The sequence below is a fragment of the Curvibacter microcysteis genome (assembly GCF_028649455.1).
In the GTDB taxonomy this organism is placed as follows: domain Bacteria; phylum Pseudomonadota; class Gammaproteobacteria; order Burkholderiales; family Burkholderiaceae_C; genus Curvibacter; species Curvibacter microcysteis.
Map to the genome: position 1 here is coordinate 325,631 of NZ_JAQSIO010000002.1, position 16,921 is coordinate 342,551.

At 65.5% G+C, this 16,921-nt stretch carries 16 protein-coding genes and 1 pseudogene; 10 read left to right on the top strand and 7 right to left on the bottom strand.

Features of this window, described 5'->3' with window-relative positions; translation table 11 throughout:
• Positions 1-65: 65 nt before the first annotated feature.
• Complete coding sequence (locus tag PSQ39_RS06705; protein WP_273925932.1) at positions 66-1,028, bottom strand: PDR/VanB family oxidoreductase; 963 nt, start codon at positions 1,026-1,028, stop codon at positions 66-68.
• 11 nt (positions 1,029-1,039) lie between these two features.
• Complete coding sequence (locus PSQ39_RS06710; RefSeq protein WP_273925933.1) at positions 1,040-2,098, bottom strand: Rieske 2Fe-2S domain-containing protein; 1,059 nt, start codon at positions 2,096-2,098, stop codon at positions 1,040-1,042.
• Positions 2,099-2,179: 81 nt separating this feature from the next.
• Here PSQ39_RS06710 and PSQ39_RS06715 point away from each other — a divergent pair, with 81 nt between their 5' ends.
• The gene (locus tag PSQ39_RS06715) at positions 2,180-2,914 is read left to right on the top strand and encodes a GntR family transcriptional regulator (RefSeq protein ID WP_273925934.1); all 735 of its coding nucleotides are present in this window, start codon (positions 2,180-2,182) and stop codon (positions 2,912-2,914) included.
• A gap of 167 nt (positions 2,915-3,081) precedes the next feature.
• The gene (locus PSQ39_RS06720; RefSeq protein ID WP_273925935.1) at positions 3,082-3,567 is read left to right on the top strand and encodes a hypothetical protein; all 486 of its coding nucleotides are present in this window, start codon (positions 3,082-3,084) and stop codon (positions 3,565-3,567) included.
• A 78-nt stretch (positions 3,568-3,645) separates the two neighbouring features.
• Here PSQ39_RS06720 and PSQ39_RS06725 read toward each other — a convergent pair whose 3' ends face one another.
• A complete protein-coding gene (locus PSQ39_RS06725; RefSeq protein WP_273925936.1) occupies positions 3,646-4,194 on the bottom strand; it encodes an NUDIX hydrolase in 549 nt (182 codons plus the stop codon).
• Positions 4,195-4,305: 111 nt separating this feature from the next.
• A complete protein-coding gene (locus PSQ39_RS06730) occupies positions 4,306-4,617 on the bottom strand; it encodes a hypothetical protein (protein WP_273925937.1) in 312 nt (103 codons plus the stop codon).
• Between the two features lie 340 nt (positions 4,618-4,957).
• On the opposite strand from PSQ39_RS06730, the gene PSQ39_RS06735 reads away from it, so the two are divergent.
• Together PSQ39_RS06735 and PSQ39_RS06740 are read left to right on the top strand one after the other, a co-directional pair.
• A complete protein-coding gene (locus PSQ39_RS06735; RefSeq protein WP_273925938.1) occupies positions 4,958-6,019 on the top strand; it encodes an NAD(P)-dependent alcohol dehydrogenase in 1,062 nt (353 codons plus the stop codon).
• Positions 6,020-6,165: 146 nt separating this feature from the next.
• On the top strand, positions 6,166-6,984 hold the full coding sequence (locus tag PSQ39_RS06740; RefSeq protein ID WP_273925939.1) for an aspartate dehydrogenase: 819 nt from the start codon (positions 6,166-6,168) through the stop codon (positions 6,982-6,984).
• A gap of 234 nt (positions 6,985-7,218) precedes the next feature.
• On the opposite strand, the gene PSQ39_RS06745 is transcribed toward PSQ39_RS06740, so the two are convergent.
• The 3 genes from PSQ39_RS06745 to PSQ39_RS06755 all read right to left on the bottom strand — a co-directional run bounded on the left by PSQ39_RS06745 (position 7,219) and on the right by PSQ39_RS06755 (position 9,660).
• Positions 7,219-8,481: an MFS transporter gene (locus PSQ39_RS06745; RefSeq protein WP_273925940.1), complete on the bottom strand. Its 1,263-nt coding sequence runs from the start codon at positions 8,479-8,481 to the stop codon at positions 7,219-7,221.
• A 133-nt stretch (positions 8,482-8,614) separates the two neighbouring features.
• Positions 8,615-9,310, bottom strand: coding sequence for a fumarylacetoacetate hydrolase family protein (locus PSQ39_RS06750; RefSeq protein ID WP_273925941.1), 696 nt, complete (start codon positions 9,308-9,310; stop codon positions 8,615-8,617).
• Positions 9,311-9,351: 41 nt separating this feature from the next.
• A complete protein-coding gene (locus PSQ39_RS06755) occupies positions 9,352-9,660 on the bottom strand; it encodes an antibiotic biosynthesis monooxygenase family protein (RefSeq protein WP_273925942.1) in 309 nt (102 codons plus the stop codon).
• A 68-nt stretch (positions 9,661-9,728) separates the two neighbouring features.
• On the opposite strand from PSQ39_RS06755, the gene maiA reads away from it, so the two are divergent.
• From maiA to PSQ39_RS06790, 6 genes and pseudogenes are all read left to right on the top strand, one after another.
• Entirely contained in the window at positions 9,729-10,367 is a 639-nt protein-coding gene (gene maiA, locus PSQ39_RS06760) for a maleylacetoacetate isomerase (RefSeq protein WP_273925943.1), read from the top strand.
• Positions 10,367-11,185, top strand: a complete 819-nt coding sequence (gene pgeF / locus PSQ39_RS06765) for a peptidoglycan editing factor PgeF (protein ID WP_273925944.1) — start codon at positions 10,367-10,369, stop codon at positions 11,183-11,185. Before maiA ends, pgeF begins: the two co-directional genes overlap by 1 nt.
• A 372-nt stretch (positions 11,186-11,557) precedes the next feature.
• Positions 11,558-13,267, top strand: a complete 1,710-nt coding sequence (locus tag PSQ39_RS06775; protein ID WP_273925946.1) for a PHA/PHB synthase family protein — start codon at positions 11,558-11,560, stop codon at positions 13,265-13,267.
• A gap of 117 nt (positions 13,268-13,384) precedes the next feature.
• Positions 13,385-14,563 (top strand): acetyl-CoA C-acetyltransferase, encoded by a 1,179-nt coding sequence (locus tag PSQ39_RS06780; RefSeq protein ID WP_273925947.1) that lies wholly within the window; start codon positions 13,385-13,387, stop codon positions 14,561-14,563.
• Between the two features lie 129 nt (positions 14,564-14,692).
• Positions 14,693-15,430, top strand: coding sequence for an acetoacetyl-CoA reductase (phbB, locus tag PSQ39_RS06785; protein WP_273925948.1), 738 nt, complete (start codon positions 14,693-14,695; stop codon positions 15,428-15,430).
• A gap of 218 nt (positions 15,431-15,648) precedes the next feature.
• Positions 15,649-16,887: pseudogene (locus PSQ39_RS06790) on the top strand (cation:proton antiporter domain-containing protein); the annotation flags it as partial.
• Positions 16,888-16,921: the final 34 nt, after the last annotated feature.

Below are 16,921 nucleotides of genomic sequence, written 5' to 3' on the forward strand. Positions count from 1 at the left end.
TCAGCAGCCAGTCTGGGGCTGGGGCCGCACGGCGGAGACCGGCATGGGCGGGGGCCTGCGGCCCCTCAAAGATCCAGCACCAGGCGCGCCGAGCGTGAGCGCGAGCAGCAGGGCAGGAACTGATCGTTGGCAGCCTGTTCCTCCTCGCTGAGGTAGCTGTCGCGGTGGTCTGGCTGGCCGGCCAGCACCCGGGTCAGGCAGGTGCCGCAAACGCCTTGCTCGCACGAGGTCATCAGGCGCACGCCGGCTTGCTCCAGGGCCTGGGCAATGCTCAGCTCGGGCGGCACGGTGACCACCAGGCCGGTGCTGGCGATTTCCACGTCAAATTCGGCATCGTCGGCCAGCCGTTCCACCGTGGCCTGGAACACCTCGCTGTGCAACTGCGCCTCGGGCCAGCCGGCGCGGCGCGCTGCGCCCAATACCGCGTCCATGTAGCCCTTGGGGCCGCACACGTACAGGTGCGTGCTGGGCTGCGGTGCGGCCAGCAGGGCCGCCAGGTCCAGCTGCTGGTCCGGTGCGCCGCTGTCGAAGTGCGTGTGCACATGCGGCTGCAGGTCGGGCTCGGCCAGGCGTGGCATAAACGCCGCTTGCTCGGGGCTGCGCGCGCTGTAATGCAGGCTGAAGGATTGGCCTTGCTGAGCCAGATGCTGGGCCATGCTCAGCAAGGGCGTGATGCCGATGCCGCCGCCCAACAGCAGGTGGTGACCGGCCTGGGGAGCCAGCTCAAAGTGGTTGACCGGGGCGCTGATGCTCAGCGTCTGGCCTGCTTGCAGCGCATGCACCGCGCGCGAGCCCCCGCGCGAGGCCGGGTCCAGCAGCACGCCCAGGCGGTACACACCGCCTTCTTCAGGCGCGTTGACCAGCGAATAGGGGCGCACCAGGCCGGGTGCCAGGTGCAGGTCCAGGTGGGCGCCTGGCGTGAAGGTGGGCAGGCTTTGGCCGGGCAGGGGCTCCAGCTCCAGTCGGCAGATGTGCTCGGTTTCGGCGCTCTTGCGGGCCAGGCGCACGGTCAGGGTTGTCGCGGTCATGGGGCGGGGTCTCAGGCAGTGGCGGTGGCTGGGGTTTGGGATGTGCGCTCGGCGGCGATCACGCGCTCGAGCACCTTGCGGGATTGCACGCCACCGGCGTCGATGTTGAGCATCAGCAATTGGCGTTCGGGCCAGCGCAGCAGGTTTTGCTGCTGGCGCTCCAGCATCTCTTGGTCTTCGGCAAAGATGTTGCCCTGGCCTTGGCGGATTTGCGCAGTCAGCGCCTCGTCCTGCGGCTTGAAGTGGCGCGCCATGCCCCAGAAGTAGTGGATGGAGGTGGCCGTCTCTGGCGTGATGAAGTCCACCACGATGCTGGAGGCCTTGACCGCATCGGGCGCGTCGTAGCCCCCGTGCCCGGCCAGGGCCACGCCCACCTCGATCAGCACATGACTGGGCGGGGTGAAGTGGCAGATCTGCCAGCGGTCCACCAACTGGTCATCAGGCAGTCCGTTCATGCGCAAGGCCATTTGCCAGAAGGGCGGGGCTTTGATGTTGGACATGAAGCGGCTGGTGATCACCTCGTCGCCTTCGACCCGGGTTTGGCAGGGGGTTTCGTCGATCTCAGGCTGGCCGATGCTGGTGGCGTGCACATAGGTCTCGTGCGTCAGGTCCATCAGGTTGTCGATCATCAGGCGGTAGTCGCAGGCAATGTGGTACAGCCCGCCGCCATAGGCCCAGTCTTCGCTCTGCGCCCAATGCAGGGCCGGAATCAGGTCGGCATTGGCCTGGGCGGCGTCGCCGGGCCAGACCCAGATGAAGCCATGGCGCTCCACCGCCGGGAAGGCCCGCACGGCCGGGAAGCCGCGCACGCGTTGGCCCGGCATGGCCACCGTCTTGCCCTCGCAGCCCATCTCCAGGCCGTGGTAGCCGCAGACCAGCTTGCCCTCGCAGACCCGGCCCAGCGACAGCGGAGCGCCCCGGTGGGGGCAAAAATCTTCTAGCGCCACCACTTGCTGCTCGGGGCCGCGGTAAAACACCATGCGTTCACCGCACACTTGGCGGCCCAGCGGACCTTGACTGATTTCGTCGGGCGTGCAGGCCACGTACCAGGTGTTGAGGGGGAAGGTCATTGTCTCTTTTTCCATGGGTTTGGGTTTTATTGGATCCAATTCTATGGAAAATATCTGAATAAAACAAAGAAAGTCTTGAAAATGGATCCAGAAAAATTGCCCAACCCGGATTCGATCAGCGTTCTGGCCCACCTGCGCCAGCGCATCATGGACGGCCACTTCCCGCCCGGCGCGCGCCTGGCCGAGGTGGCCGTGGCCGAGGCCCTGGGGGTGTCGCGCACGCCCATCCGGCTGGCGTTTCGCACCTTGGAGCAAGAAGGCCTGCTGGAGAAAACCGGCAAGCGTGGCCTGGTGGTGCGTGATTTTTCAGAGGCCGATGTGTTGTGCGCGCTGGAGGTGCGCGGCGTGTTGGAGGGCTTGGCGGCGCGCCGCCTGGCCGAGCGTGGCCTGACGCCCGAGCTGCGCCAGCGCCTGCAGGACTGCCTGGACCAGGGCGAGCGTGTGCTGGCCTCGGGCCGCTTGCAGGCCGAGGACATTGGCGCCTGGAGCCAGCTCAACGACGCTTTTCACCATGCCATCGTGGGCGCGGCCGGCAGCCCGGTGATTGGCGACGCCATCACGCGCAACAACCACTTGCCGTTTGCCTCGGCCGCCTCCATCCGCATCGATCCGCAGGCACTGGACAAGGAATACGACAAGTTGCGCATTGCCCAGTTGCAGCACCGCCTGGTGTTTGATGCGCTGGTGCGTGGCGAGTCGGCCCGCGTCGAGATGCTGATGCGCGAGCACGCTCACATCGGCCTGCGCTATGGCGACTTGCTGGGCTTGGGGCAGGGCGCTGGTTCCTCGCGTGTGACCCCTGTCCCACCGGTGTGAAGCCTTGTCCAGCTAACAATCACTTACCAAGAAATACAGACAAGACAGACCGAAGGTGATGGCTGGCGCGTTAAGGTCAGACCCATAACCTGAGGTGCATCGTGAAAAACAAGTTTTCTTCGTCTTTGAGTCAATTCCAGCAGCACATCAGAACAGGCCTTGTGTCCTTGAGTTTCGTCGGAGTGGCCAGCTTGACGGCCTTGCTGAACCCCAGCGCGGCCCAGGCCCAGAGCTACATGAACATCACCGTGGGCGTGCCGGTGGCGCCCGGGGTCTACGGTCAGATCTCGGTGGGCAACAACCCCATGCCGCCCATCATCAACACGGCGCCCAGGGTGGTCGGTCAGCCGGTGTACGGGGCGCCGCCAATGTATCTGTATGTGTCTGACATGGAGTACCGCAACTGGGGCCGATACTGCCGCCGCTACCAGGCTTGCGGCCGCCCGGTCTACTTTGTGCGGGTGGACGAGCGCAACCGCTGGTGGGATGGCCACCATGACGGGCATGGCGGTGACCGTTTTGATCGCCCGGGTGAACGCCGGGGCTGGGACCGCGATGAGCACGGACGGGGCCCGGGCCACCGGGGCGACGACCGGGGTGAACACGGCCGCGGTGAAGGTCGAGGCGAAGGCCGGGGGCGCGGCGACCACTGAGCGAAACGGCCTGCCGCCGCTGCAGGCCCAGGATCGTCGTGCCCAAGGGGCCCCAGCGGGGCCCCTTGGGCTTGGGGGTCAGGGAATGTCGATCTGGTGAATGCTGAACTGGCCGCGTCGGCGGTCGGCAAAAAAACACTCCAGGGTTTCTTTCACCGTGCGGAAGGCGATCTCATCCCAGGGGATTTCGTCTTCGCTGAACAGGCGTGCTTCCAGCGTCTCATGGCCGGGGTTGAAGGTGTCGCTGAGCAGGCGCGCCCGGTAGAAGAAGTGCACTTGGCCCACGCGCACCACGCTCAGGATGCTGAACAGGCCTTCCAACTCGATCAGCGCGCCGGCTTCTTCATCGGTCTCACGCAGCGCGCCTTGGGACACGGATTCATTGAGCTCCATGAAGCCCGCCGGCAGTGTCCACTTGCCCCAGCGCGGTTCGATGTTGCGCTTGCACAGCAGCACCTTGTCGCCCAAGTAGGGCAGGGTGCCCACCACATTGAGCGGGTTTTCGTAGTGGATGGTGTGGCAGGCGGGGCACACCGCACGCTGTTTGGTGTCACCGTCGTCCGGGGTGCGGTAGACCACGGCGGTACCGCACTCGCGGCAGTGCTTGATGGGGCTGCGAAACGTCATTCGGCGAGTGTACGGGGATTGGCCGACTGTGCTTGAGGGACTGGGGATGTCCCTGAGGAACGGGTTTGGGCAGGGCCTTCGGTCAACGGGCGTGTGATGCCATCGCTGGCTTTATCTCTTGCCGCCCCAAAGCAGGAGCGATGGCATGGGCTTGGACTGCTCAACCCAGGCCAACAACCCTCGGTACACCGGTTTCTCGACCCCATGAAAATAAACCACGGAAAAGCCGAGCAGGGCGGCGAACAAGAGGCAGACAAGCGCCCATTGGGCGTTGGGGTCCAGGGTCAGGATGTAGGAGTCAAAACCGAGGTAGGCCAAAACAGAAAAAGCAATCGAATTCTTGAGGTTGCTGAACAGGGCGGTGGTGGCGTCAAGCCGCCCGCGCAGGATTTTGATGAACTTGGCCTCTCGTCCAAGTGACACCGAACGAGGTTATCACGTGCGCGTGACGGTGCTTGGCGCACTCCTCCCACTCAACGCGCTGGTCTCCGCTGTCGCTCGGCCTGGATTCACGATGGCGGGGGGGATGGCAGTAGCGCGATCCCCATCCACTCATGGGGCTGGACCCGGTGTACCCGCCGCCTGGACGCCACCGCGGCATGGCTGATGCCGGCGGGGTTGGGATGAAGGCCTGCTGGGTGCGCCTTCGAACAGCGCGGCGCGGCGAGGCGCGTCAACCTGCCCGGTGTGACACCCCGTGTGACCTGCGCTCAGCCTGGGCGCTGGCGCCTCCAGAAGCCCCCCCTCGAATGAAAGCCCTGCCATGCCCTATCCCGTCAAAAGCTATGCCGCCCATGCCGCCACCGGGCGCCTGGGCCTGTTTCAGTTCGACCGCCGCAGCCCGCGTGCCGACGATGTGGTCATCGACATCTTGTTCTGCGGTGTCTGCCACTCGGACCTGCACAGCGTGCGCAACGACTGGGGCAGCGCCCATTACCCCATGGTGCCGGGGCACGAGATCGTCGGCCGTGTGTTGGCGGTGGGTGCCGAGGTCACTCGCTTCAAGGTGGGTGACGCGGTCGGCGTGGGCTGCATGGTGGATTCTTGCCGCCACTGCCATGCCTGTGGGCAAGGCTGGGAGCAGTACTGCGAAAGCGGCGTCACGGACACCTACAACCAGCAAGACCGCATTGATGGCAGCCGCACCTATGGCGGCTACAGCGAAAAGGTGGTGGTGGCCGAGCACTTTGTGCTGAAGCTGCCCGACGCCCTGGACTTGGCCGGGGCCGCGCCCTTGCTGTGTGCGGGCATCACCACCTACTCGCCGCTGCGCCGGTGGAAAGTGGGGCCGGGCAGCCAGGTGGCCATCGTCGGTCTGGGGGGCTTGGGCCACATGGGGCTGAAATTGGCGAAGGCCTTGGGTGCGGAGGTCGCGCTGTTCAGTCGCTCGCCCGGCAAAGAGGCCGATGCCCGGCGCCTGGGGGCGGACCGCATCATCCTGTCCACCGACCCGGCTCAGATGACCGCGGTGGCGGGGCAGTTTGACCTGATCCTCGACACCGTGCCGTCGCAGCACGACCTGAATCCCTATGTGCCCACCTTGGCCACGGGGGGCACCCTGGTGGTGCTGGGCTACATGGGACCGCTGGAGGCGTTCAACACCGGCCCGCTGGTCTTTGGCCGCCGCGACCTGGCTGGTTCGCTGATCGGGGGCATCGCCGAGACCCAGGACATGCTGGACTTTTGTGGCCAGCATGGCATTCAGTCCGACATCGAGGTGATCCGCATCCAGGACATCAATGAGTCCTATGAGCGCATGCTGCGCTCCGACGTGAAGTACCGCTTCGTGATCGACATGGCCTCGCTGAAGGAGCAGACGCTGTAGCGGCGGATGTCAGCGCAGGGGCTGAAGCAAAAGTGTGCAAGCGCATGCCTGGGTGGGCATCAAAAGCCGTTAGCCTTGAGCTGATGACGCCAACGTCAGTCCGTCTTGCTTCCGAGCAAACGGCCCATCCAGAACAAGGAGACTGCATGAATGCACCCATGGCTCGCCAGCGCCCCCTCCAACGTGTGACCCTGATCGGCTTCGGCGCCATTGGGCAGTCCATTTTTCAGCGCGCCGCCCAAGCCCCGGGCGTGCAGATCAGCCACGTCGTGGTGCCCGCAACAGGTCTGGCCAAGGCTCAGGCGCGGCTGGGCGCTGCCGCCACGGCCTGCACAGCGGTGCCTGAGGACGCCACCCTGGTGCTTGAATGTGCAGGACACAGCGCCTTGCTGCAGCACGTGCTGCCGGCCCTGCAACGTGGCGTCGAGTGCGCCGTCCTATCGATTGGCGCCTTGGCGGGCCCAGGTCTGGCCGCGCAGCTCAGTGACGCCGCCGAACAAGGTGGCACCCAGGTGCATTTGCTGGCCGGCGCCATGGCGGGCGTGGATGCCTTGGCCGCCGCCCGCCTCGCGGGTCTGAGCGAGGTCTGCTACACCGGCCGCAAGCCGCCCTCGGGCTGGCGCGACACCCCTGCCGAGCAGGTGTGTGACCTGGACACGATCACCGAAGCCACAGTCCTCCTGGACGACACCGCCCGCGAGGCCGCCCAGCGCTACCCCAAGAACGCCAACGTGGCCGCCACCCTGTCCTTGGCCGGCCTGGGCTTGGACGCCACCCGGGTGCGCTTGATCGCTGACCCCGCGGTGAGTGAGAACATCCACCACTTCGTGGCGCGTGGCGAGTTTGGCGAGATGGAACTGACGCTGCGCGGCAAGCCCCTGGCCGACAACCCCAAGACCTCCGCCTTGACCGTGCTTTCGGGGCTGCGCTTTCTGCACAACCGTGGCGCTGCGTTGACGCTTTGATCGCCGCGGCCGGGCGCCCCGCGTCCTGCCGGTGGTGCTCGGACCACTGGTGCTCGCCACGCAGCCGGCAGCCCGTGGGACACAGCGGGTAGGTGGCAGGCACGTGGCTGGCAGCCAGTGCGCTGGCGCGGGCAACGAATCCCGGTGTTCGCCTCGTCGTCAGGGGGGCGATCTGGCAACCGACAGGCTCGCCCTTGGTCGCCGGGCGGTGCAACAGCCGCACGGAGGCTGGCTTCAGGCGCGCGCGGCCCCGGGCACGGTCCGCGCAGGCAGCGGGGCCTCTTGAATCGGCCGGTGGGCCAGGGCCGCCCCCACGGCCAGCACGATGTCCAGGTACCAGATCCAGTCGTAGGCACCGGTGACTTCAAACACCTTGCCACCCAGCCAGGCCCCCAGAAAGCCGCCCAGTTGGTGGGCCAGCATGACCACGCCAAACAAGGTCGCCATGTGGCTGATGCCAAAGAACTTGGCCACCAAGCCCGCGGTGGGGGGCACGGTGGACAAAAAGGTCAGGCCCATGACGGCGGCGAAGATCAAAGCCGTCGCGCCGGTTTTGGGTGCCAGCAGGAACAAGACGATGGCCACGGCCCGCGCGGCGTAGACCGCGCTCAGCAGCGACTTCATGCGCCAGCGCCCGACCGCCCAGCCCATCAGCACGCTGCCCACGATGTTGAACAAGCCCAGCATGGCCAGCGACCAGCCGCCGTATTCCGCAGGCAGTCCGCAGGCGGCGATCACCCCCGGCAAGTGCGTGGCCAGCAGGGCCACATGGAAACCGCAGACAAAAAAGCCCAGCGACAACCAACGAAAGCCGGGGTGGGCCAGGGCGTTCCCCAAGGCTTGTCGGGTGTTGATGGGGGCTGCGCTGGCCTGGGACGAGGATGTCGGGGCGGGGGCGCTGGGGGCCAGTGATGAGCCCTTGAGCACATAGGCTGCCGGCAAGGCCAGCAAGACCATCAGGCCCATGACCTGCATGGCGCCAGCCCAACCCATGCCGGCGCTCAGGGCGCCGGCAACGGGGGCCATCACAAACTGACCGAATGAGCCCCCGGCATTGACGACGCCCGTGGCCAGGCCACGCCGCTCAGGCGGGATCAGGCGCGTGGTGGCCGCCATCAGCACCGCCGGGCCGGCCATGCCCGCGCCGCCCGCCGATAGCACCCCGATGGCCAGGATCAAGCCCAGGGTGCTGCTCATCAGTGGCGTGATCACGGTGCCCACCGTCACCAAGACCACCCCCAGCAACAGCACCCGGCCAGCCCCCACCTTGTCGGCCATGGCGCCGGCAAAGGGCTGGGTCAGGCCCCAGCACAGCTGGCCACAGGCAAAAGCCAGGCTGATGCTGCCCAGGCCCAGCCCCGTGGCCGTGTTGAGCGGCGACAGGAACAGGCCCATGGACTGGCGCACACCCATGGTGAGGGCAAACGCACCCGCCGCGGCGAGCAGGACCAGCCAGACGGGGGGAAGGCGCAGGGGTGTGGAGGGTGTGGGGGACATGGTGGCTTCAAGGTGATGGATAAATAATTGTATATGCAATCAATTAAACAACAATCAGCCATGAAAAAAGGCCCCGAAGGGCCTTGGTCTGCCACGGCCCGCTGGGCGGTGGCTGGGGGAGGGCGTTGCCGCTTCAGGCCACGCGCAGCTTGAGTTCACCCAGGCCGCTGACGCCGCCTTCGAGCAGATCGCCTCGCACCACAGCGCTCACGCCTTCGGGCGTGCCGGTGTAGATCAGGTCGCCCGGTGCCAATTCCCAGGCAGCGGACAGGTGCTCGATGGTTTCGGCGATGTTCCAGATCAGCTTGGCCACGGTGCTGGACTGGCGCGTTTCGCCATTGACCTGGAGCCAGATGTCGGCCTGGCTGACATCGCCTGCTTGGGCCGCCGGGGTGATGGGGCCAATGGGCGCACCGTGGTCAAAGGCCTTGCCAATGCACCAGGGGCGGCCCTGCTTCTTCATCTCGTTTTGCAGGTCGCGGCGCGTCATGTCCAGGCCCACGGCGTAGCCGTAGATGTGCTTGAACGCGTCGGCCGCAGCGATGTTGCGGCCGCCCACGCCAATGGCCACTACCAGTTCGATCTCGTGGTGGAAGTTCTGCGTCAGGCTGGGGTAGGGCAGGCTGCCGGTGGTGCCGGCATCGACCACCACCAGCGCGTCGGCGGGCTTGAGGAAGAAGAAGGGCGGTTCACGGCCGGTGAAACCCATTTCCTTGGCGTGTTCTTCGTAGTTGCGGCCCACGCAGTAGACGCGGCGCACCGGAAAGCGGTCGCTGGTGCCCAGCACTGGCACGCTGGCCACCGGGCTGGCCGGAATGACAAAACTCATGGCTGACTTTCGTTCAATGGAGGGAGATCGGCAGGCCGCGCTCAGGCGGCGCTGGACTGGGTGACCAGCTCAAAGTGCTCGACCACCGGCGGGGCCGCGAAGAACGGGCCGACGATGGCACGCCACTCGGCGAACAGCGGTGACTCACGGAAGCCGACCGTGTGGGCTTCCAGGGTGTCCCATTGAATTTGCAGCACATAGCGCTCCGGCGATTCGATGCCGTGGTGCACGCTGAAACCGCGTGCGCCCACCGCCCGGCTGATGACGCTGCGCAGGCCGCGCTCGATAGCTTCTTCAAAGGCCTTCTGCTGGCCAGGCTGGATGCGGATGTCCGCGAGCTCAAGAATCATGTCGTCTCTTTCTGTGGTGTCGAACAAGGACGGGTCACAGTCTACCGTCAGCCTTTATCCTCGGCAGCATGAAGCTCTTCAACTATTTCCGTTCCTCCGCGTCCTTTCGGGTGCGCATCGCTTTGCAGCTCAAGGGCCTGCCTTACGAGTACGTGCCGGTGCATTTGGTCAAGGGCGAGCAGTGCGCTCCGGCCTACACCAGCCTGGTCGGTGACGCGCTCGTGCCCATGCTTGACGTCGATGGCGCGCACCTGACCCAGTCCATGGCCATCATCGAATACCTCGATGAAACCCACCCGCAACCGGCGTTGATGCCCGCCGACGCGCTGGGCCGGGCCCGGGTGCGGGCCCTGGCGCAGACCGTGGCCTGCGAGATCCACCCCATCAACAACCTGCGCGTGCTCAAGTACCTGAGCCGTGACCTGGGGGTGGACGAGGACGCCAAGAACACCTGGTACCGCCACTGGGTGCGCCTGGGACTGGAGGCCTTTGAGCGCCAGTTGCAGCAGCCCGCCACCGGCCGCTTCTGCCATGGCGACACGCCCACGCTGGCCGACTGTTGCCTGGTGCCGCAGATCTTCAACGGCCAGCGCTTCAAGGTGAACTTCGAGGGGCTGGACCGCACGATGGCGGTGTTTGAGGCCTGCATGGCCCTGGAGGCCTTCCAGCGCGCCCAGCCCAGCCAATGCCCCGACGCGGAGGCCTGATGAGCGAGCCGCTGCCCTTGGCACCCGGGGCTTATCTGGCGCCCGACTGGCCCGCCCCGCCGGGCGTGCGTGCGCTGTGCACCACGCGCGCAGGCGGGGTCAGCGCCGCGCCCTGGGATTCGCTCAACCTCGGAGCCCATGTCCAGGACGACCCAGCCCATGTGGCCGCCAACCGTGCCATTTTGCAGGCCGAGGTGTCGCGCCGTGGCGGGGGCGAGTTGCTGTTCCTGAACCAGGTGCATGGTCAGCGCGTGCTGCGCCTGGCGCCTGGGGCCGCACTGCCCCAGGGCCAGGACGCCGATGGTGTGCTGGCTGCCCAGCCGGGCGTGGCGCTGGTGATGATGGTGGCCGATTGCCTGCCGGTGCTGTTCACCGACACCGAGGGCCGCCGCGTGGCCGCCGTGCACGCGGGTTGGCGTGGTTTGGCGGGCGGCATCCTGGAGGCGGCCGTGGCTTCTCTGGCGGCGCCCGCCGAGGACGGCCCGGGTGTCCCGGCCACGTCGGTCATGGCCTGGCTGGGGCCTTGCATTGGCCCGAGCGCTTTCGAGGTCGGGCCCGAGGTGCGCGAGGCCTTTGTGCAGGCTGATCCGGCGGCAGCTTCGGCGTTTGCGGCGCAGCCGGACGGGCGTTGGCTCGCCGATCTGCCTGCCCTGGCCCGTCAGCGCCTGGCGGCTTCAGGTGTCAGTGCCGTGTATGGCAACGATGGCACAAAGCCCTGGTGTACCTGTTCCGACTCAACGCTTTTCTTCTCGCACCGACGCGACAGTCGCCGCTTCGGTCATACCGGTCGCCTGGCGGCTTGCATCTGGCGGGTTTGAGGGGGCTGCTTCAGTGGGCCGTGGGGTCGCCTCTGCCGGGTCCGAAGCTTGCTTGGCTGCTGCCGCGGCCAGGACTTCCGCGCGTTCTGCGGCCTCTTTGGCCTTCAGTGCCCGGCGCCTGGCGGGCGAGCCCATCAGGTAAAGCACTACTGACATAGGCAGCAGGCCATAGAGTACAAAGGTGATGAGTGCCCCCAAAAGGGACCCGGTGGTGTTGGTGGCCTCGGCCACCGCCATCATCAGAGCGACATAAAGCCATGCGATAAGGACGAGGTACATGTTGTTTTAAGAGCGTAGCCGTGGGGAGACGATTCTGTTAAAAATCAGGGTTAACCCTAAATCTATAAACCAGACCATTCGTGAGGAGACAACATGAATTCTGAAGCACCTTGGGGCCCAGGGGCTCAACCCTTCCAACAAATGCTGGGTGACGGCTGGGCCAAGGCCATGCAAGCCTTCCAGCAGTTTGCGCCACCGATTGGCAGCTTGCCCGCTGCACCTTCCCTGCCCCAGCTGAGCTTTGATGCCGACAAGCTCCAGCAGCTGCAGCAGCAGTACCTGAACGACGCCACCGAGCTCTGGAACGCCAGCTTGCGCGGCACCCCGCCCGCAGCCGACCGCCGCTTTTCAGGCGATGCCTGGGCGCACAACCCTCTGGCCAGCTTCACCGCCGCGATTTACCTGCTCAACAGCCGCACCTTGAACGGTCTGGCCGATGCGGTGCAAAGCGACGACAAGACCCGAGCCCGCCTGCGCTTTGCGGTCGAGCAATGGGCGGCTGCCACAGCGCCCAGCAACTACCTGGCCTTCAACGCCGAGGCCCAGAAGAAGGCCCTGGAATCCAAGGGCGAGAGCATTGCCAAAGGCTTGCAAAACCTGGTTCATGACCTGCAGCAAGGCCACATGAGCCAGACCGACGAGAGCCTGTTTGAAGTGGGCCGCAACGTGGCCACCACCGAAGGCGCGATCGTGTTCGAGAACGAGCTGTTCCAGCTCATCGAATACAAGCCCTTGACGGCCAAGGTGCATGAGCGGCCTTTCCTGCTCATCCCGCCTTGCATCAACAAGTTCTACATCCTCGACTTGCAGCCCGAGAACTCGCTGATCCGTTACGCCGTTGAACAGGGCCACCGCACCTTTGTGGTCAGCTGGCGCAACCCCGACGAATCCCTGTCGCACAAGACCTGGGACGACTACATCGAAGACGCGGCCATCCTGGCCATCCACACTGTGCAGGCGATCACGGGTGCGCCCACCATCAACGCACTGGGCTTTTGCGTGGGCGGCACCATCCTGGGCACGGCGCTGGCGGTGCTGGCGGCCCGGGGCGAGAAGCCGGTGGAGTCCGCCACCTTCCTCACCACCTTCCTGGATTTCTCGGACACCGGGGTGCTCGACCTGTTCATTGACGAGGCCTTCGTCAAGTTCCGTGAGATGCAAATGGGGCAGGGCGGCCTGCTCAAGGGCCAGGAGCTGGCCTCGACCTTCAGCTTCCTGCGTCCCAACGACCTGGTCTGGAACTACGTGGTGGGCAACTACCTCAAGGGCGAAACCCCGCCACCGTTCGACCTGCTGTACTGGAACGCCGACTCGACCAACCTGCCCGGCCCGTTCTACGCCTGGTACCTGCGCAACACCTATTTCGAGAACAACCTGGTCAAGCCCGGCAAGGCGGTGGTCTGCGGTGAGGCGGTGGACCTGGGCCAGGTGGACATCCCGGTCTATCTGTACGGCTCGCGTGAAGACCACATCGTGCCCATCGGGGGCGCTTACGCGTCGACGCGTCACTTGCCCGGCAAAAAGCGCTTTGTGATGGGGGCTTCGGGCCACATCGCCGGCGTCATCAACCCGCCGGCCAAGAACAAGCGCAGCCACTGGATTCGGGCCGACGGCAAGTTGCCGCCGACCCAGGCCGAGTGGCTGGCCGGGGCACAGGAGCACCCGGGCAGCTGGTGGACCGACTGGTCGCAGTGGCTCAAGGGCCATGCAGGCAAGCTGGTGCCGGCCCCCAAGACCTATGGCAAAGGACGTTACAAGGCCATCGAGCCGGCGCCCGGACGCTATGTGAAACAAAAAGCCTGACTTTTCACGCCGAGGTCAATTTTCTGACCTCTTTTTTCAGGCAAGCTTATTGCTCGGCTCTGCGACGCGTTGCAGAGCCGCGCTAAAAACACAACACGACAACCTCAGGAGCATTCCATGGAAGACATCGTCATCGTTTCGGCCGCGCGCACGGCCATTGGCAAGTTTGGCGGTTCGCTGTCCAAGATCCCGGCCACTGAGCTGGGCGCCCAAGTCCTGCGCGAGGTGCTGCGCCGCAGCGGCCTGCAGGCCGACCAAGTCGGTGAAGTCATCCTGGGCCAGGTGCTGGCCGCCGGTGCCGGTCAGAACCCGGCGCGTCAAGCCGTGATCAAGAGCGGTTTTGACAAGGGCACGCCGGGCTTGACCATCAACGCCGTGTGCGGTTCGGGCCTGAAGGCTGTGATGCTGGCGGCTCAAGCCGTGGCCACGGGCGACAGCGACATCGTGATCGCTGGCGGCCAGGAAAACATGAGCCTCTCGCCCCACGTCCTGCCGGGCTCGCGCGACGGTCAACGCATGGGCGACTGGAAGATGGTCGACACCATGATCGTGGACGGCCTGTGGGACGTCTACAACCAGTACCACATGGGCATCACCGCCGAGAACGTGGCCAAGCAATACGGCATCACCCGTGAACAGCAGGATGCCCTGGCCCTGGCCTCGCAGACCAAGGCCGCTGCCGCCCAAGACGCGGGCCGCTTCAAGGACGAAATCGTGCCGGTCAGCATCCCCCAAAAGAAGGGCGACCCGCTGATTTTTGACGCCGACGAATTCATCAACCGCAAGACCAACGCCGACGCCTTGTCGGGTCTGCGCCCCGCCTTTGACAAGGCCGGCAGCGTGACCGCGGGCAACGCTTCGGGCATCAACGACGGCGCGGCCGCCGTGATGGTGATGACGGCTTCGCGCGCGGCCAGCCTGGGCCTCAAGCCCCTGGGTCGCATCGCCAGCTACGCCACCTCGGGCCTGGATCCCGCCTACATGGGCATGGGCCCGGTGCCCGCATCCACCAAGGCGCTGCAACGCGCCGGCTGGAAGGCTGCAGACCTGGACCTTCTCGAAATCAACGAAGCTTTCGCCGCCCAAGCCTGTGCCGTCAACCAAGAAATGGGTTGGGACACGAGCAAGGTGAACGTCAACGGTGGCGCGATTGCCCTGGGGCACCCCATTGGTGCTTCGGGCTGCCGCATTTTGGTGACGCTGCTGCATGAAATGCAACGCCGCGACGCCAAGAAGGGCATCGCTTCGCTGTGCATCGGGGGTGGCATGGGAGTTGCCCTAACCATCGAGCGTTGATTTGCCCTTCAAAATGGCAAGAAGGCCGAGCCGTCAGGCTCGGTTTGCGGAGCACCCGCTGGAGCGGGCCTCCAAATCAGGCGCAACAGCTATAAATCGCATAGCAAAAACATAATCAGGAGCGTTTTCATGAGTCAAAAAGTAGCGTACGTCACCGGTGGCATGGGCGGCATCGGAACCGCCATCTGCCAGCGCCTGCACAAAGAAGGTTTCAAGGTCATCGCCGGCTGCGGCCCGACGCGTGACTACGCCAAATGGCTGGCCGAGCAAAAGGCCCTGGGCTACACCTTCTACGCCTCTGCAGGCAACGTCGGTGACTGGGACTCGACGGTCGAGGCCTTCAGCAAGTCCAAGGCGGAGCACGGCTCCATCGACGTGCTGGTCAACAACGCGGGGATCACCCGTGACCGCATGTTCCTCAAGATGACCCGCGAGGACTGGGACGCCGTGATCGAAACCAACCTGAACAGCATGTTCAACGTCACCAAGCAAGTGGTGGGCGACATGGTGGAAAAGGGCTGGGGCCGCATCGTCAACATCTCGTCGGTCAACGGTGAGAAGGGCCAAGCCGGTCAAACCAACTACTCGGCCGCCAAGGCCGGCATGCACGGTTTCACCATGGCTTTGGCCCAAGAACTGGCCACCAAGGGCGTGACGGTCAACACCGTGAGCCCGGGCTACATCGGCACCGACATGGTCAAGGCCATCCGCCCTGACGTGCTCGACAAGATCGTGGGCACCATCCCCGTCAAGCGCCTGGGCGAGCCCAGCGAAATCGCGTCCATCATCGCCTGGCTGGCGTCGGACGAAGGTGGCTACTCCACCGGCGCCGACTTCTCGGTCAACGGCGGCCTGCACATGGGCTGACGAGCGCTTGTCGCTCTCCAAAAACCCGCTTCGGCGGGTTTTTTTTCGCCTGGACCGAACATCCGGGGAACCTGGGGGCGCTGGGTGATTCGGACTGAAATGGGTAAGCTCCTTCTGACCATCGGAAGAGACTTGCTCGTCGACGGATGGCACAGGGAGGCTCGCGTGCCATTGGGGGTTTCGGCCCAGCGTTCAACATCACTACAAGGATCTTTCTCATGCCCCACAGCGTTTCCCTGATCAGCACCATGGCGGTCGGCCTGGGCTTGTCCCTGGTGTTCGGCTTCCTGGCCGTGCGCCTGCGTTTGCCGGCGCTGGTGGGTTATTTGCTGACGGGCATGATCGTGGGCCCCTTCACGCCAGGCTTTGTGGCGGATGCCGAGATCGCTTCGCAACTGGCTGAGATCGGCATCATGCTGCTGATGTTTGGCGTGGGCCTGCATTTTTCGTTTGCCGACCTGCTGGCCGTGCGCCGCCTGGCCTTGCCCGGCGCCCTGGTGCAGATGACGGTGGCCACGTTGCTGGGCATGGGCCTGGCCTGGAGCTGGGGTTGGGGCTGGGGGCCGGCCTTGATGCTGGGGCTGGCGCTGTCGGTGGCCAGTACCGTGGTGTTGTTGCGGGCGCTGGAGTCCGCCAAGCTGACCGACTCTTTTGTCGGGCGGGCTTCCATCGGTTGGCTGGTGGTCGAAGACCTGGCCATGGTTCTGGTGCTGGTGTTGCTGCCGCCGCTGGCCGGCGTCTTGGGTGGGACGGTGGCCGAGTCCGAGGCCAGCAGCCACTCGCTGGGCATGACCATGGCCCTGACCTTGCTGCGCGTCGGGGCGTTTGTGGCCCTGATGCTGGTCTTGGGCCGGCGCCTTTTCCCCTGGTTGCTGCTGCAAGTGCACAAAACGGGCTCGCGCGAACTGTTCACCCTGTGCGTGGTGGTGGGCGCGGTGAGCATTGCTTACGCCTCGGCGGCCTTGTTTGGCGTGTCCTTCGCTCTCGGAGCCTTCTTTGCCGGCATGGTGATGCGTGAGTCCGAGTTCAGCCACCGTGCGGCGGAGGAGTCACTGCCACTGCGCGACGCGTTTGCCGTGCTGTTCTTTGTCTCGGTCGGCATGTTGTTCGATCCACAGGTGCTGTTGGACCGCCCGCTGCAGGTGCTGGCCGTGGTGCTGGTCATCATGCTGGGCAAGACGGTGGCGGCGGCCCTGTTGGTGCTGCTGTTCCGCCACCCCTTGAGCGTGGCGCTGAAGGTGGCGGCCAGCCTGGCACAGATTGGGGAGTTCTCTTTCATCCTGGTCGCCCTGGGGCGCAGCCTGGGCCTGCTGCCGCCCGAAGGGCAGAGCCTGATCGTGGCTGGTGCCTTGATCTCGATCGCGCTCAACCCCTTGATGTTCCATTCCATGGGGCCCTTGCAGCGCTGGTTGTGCCAGCGCTCGGCCTGGGCGCGGCGCCTGGAGCGGGCGGGGGACGTGCCCCCCGCAGCTTGACGCGCTCAACTTGGCC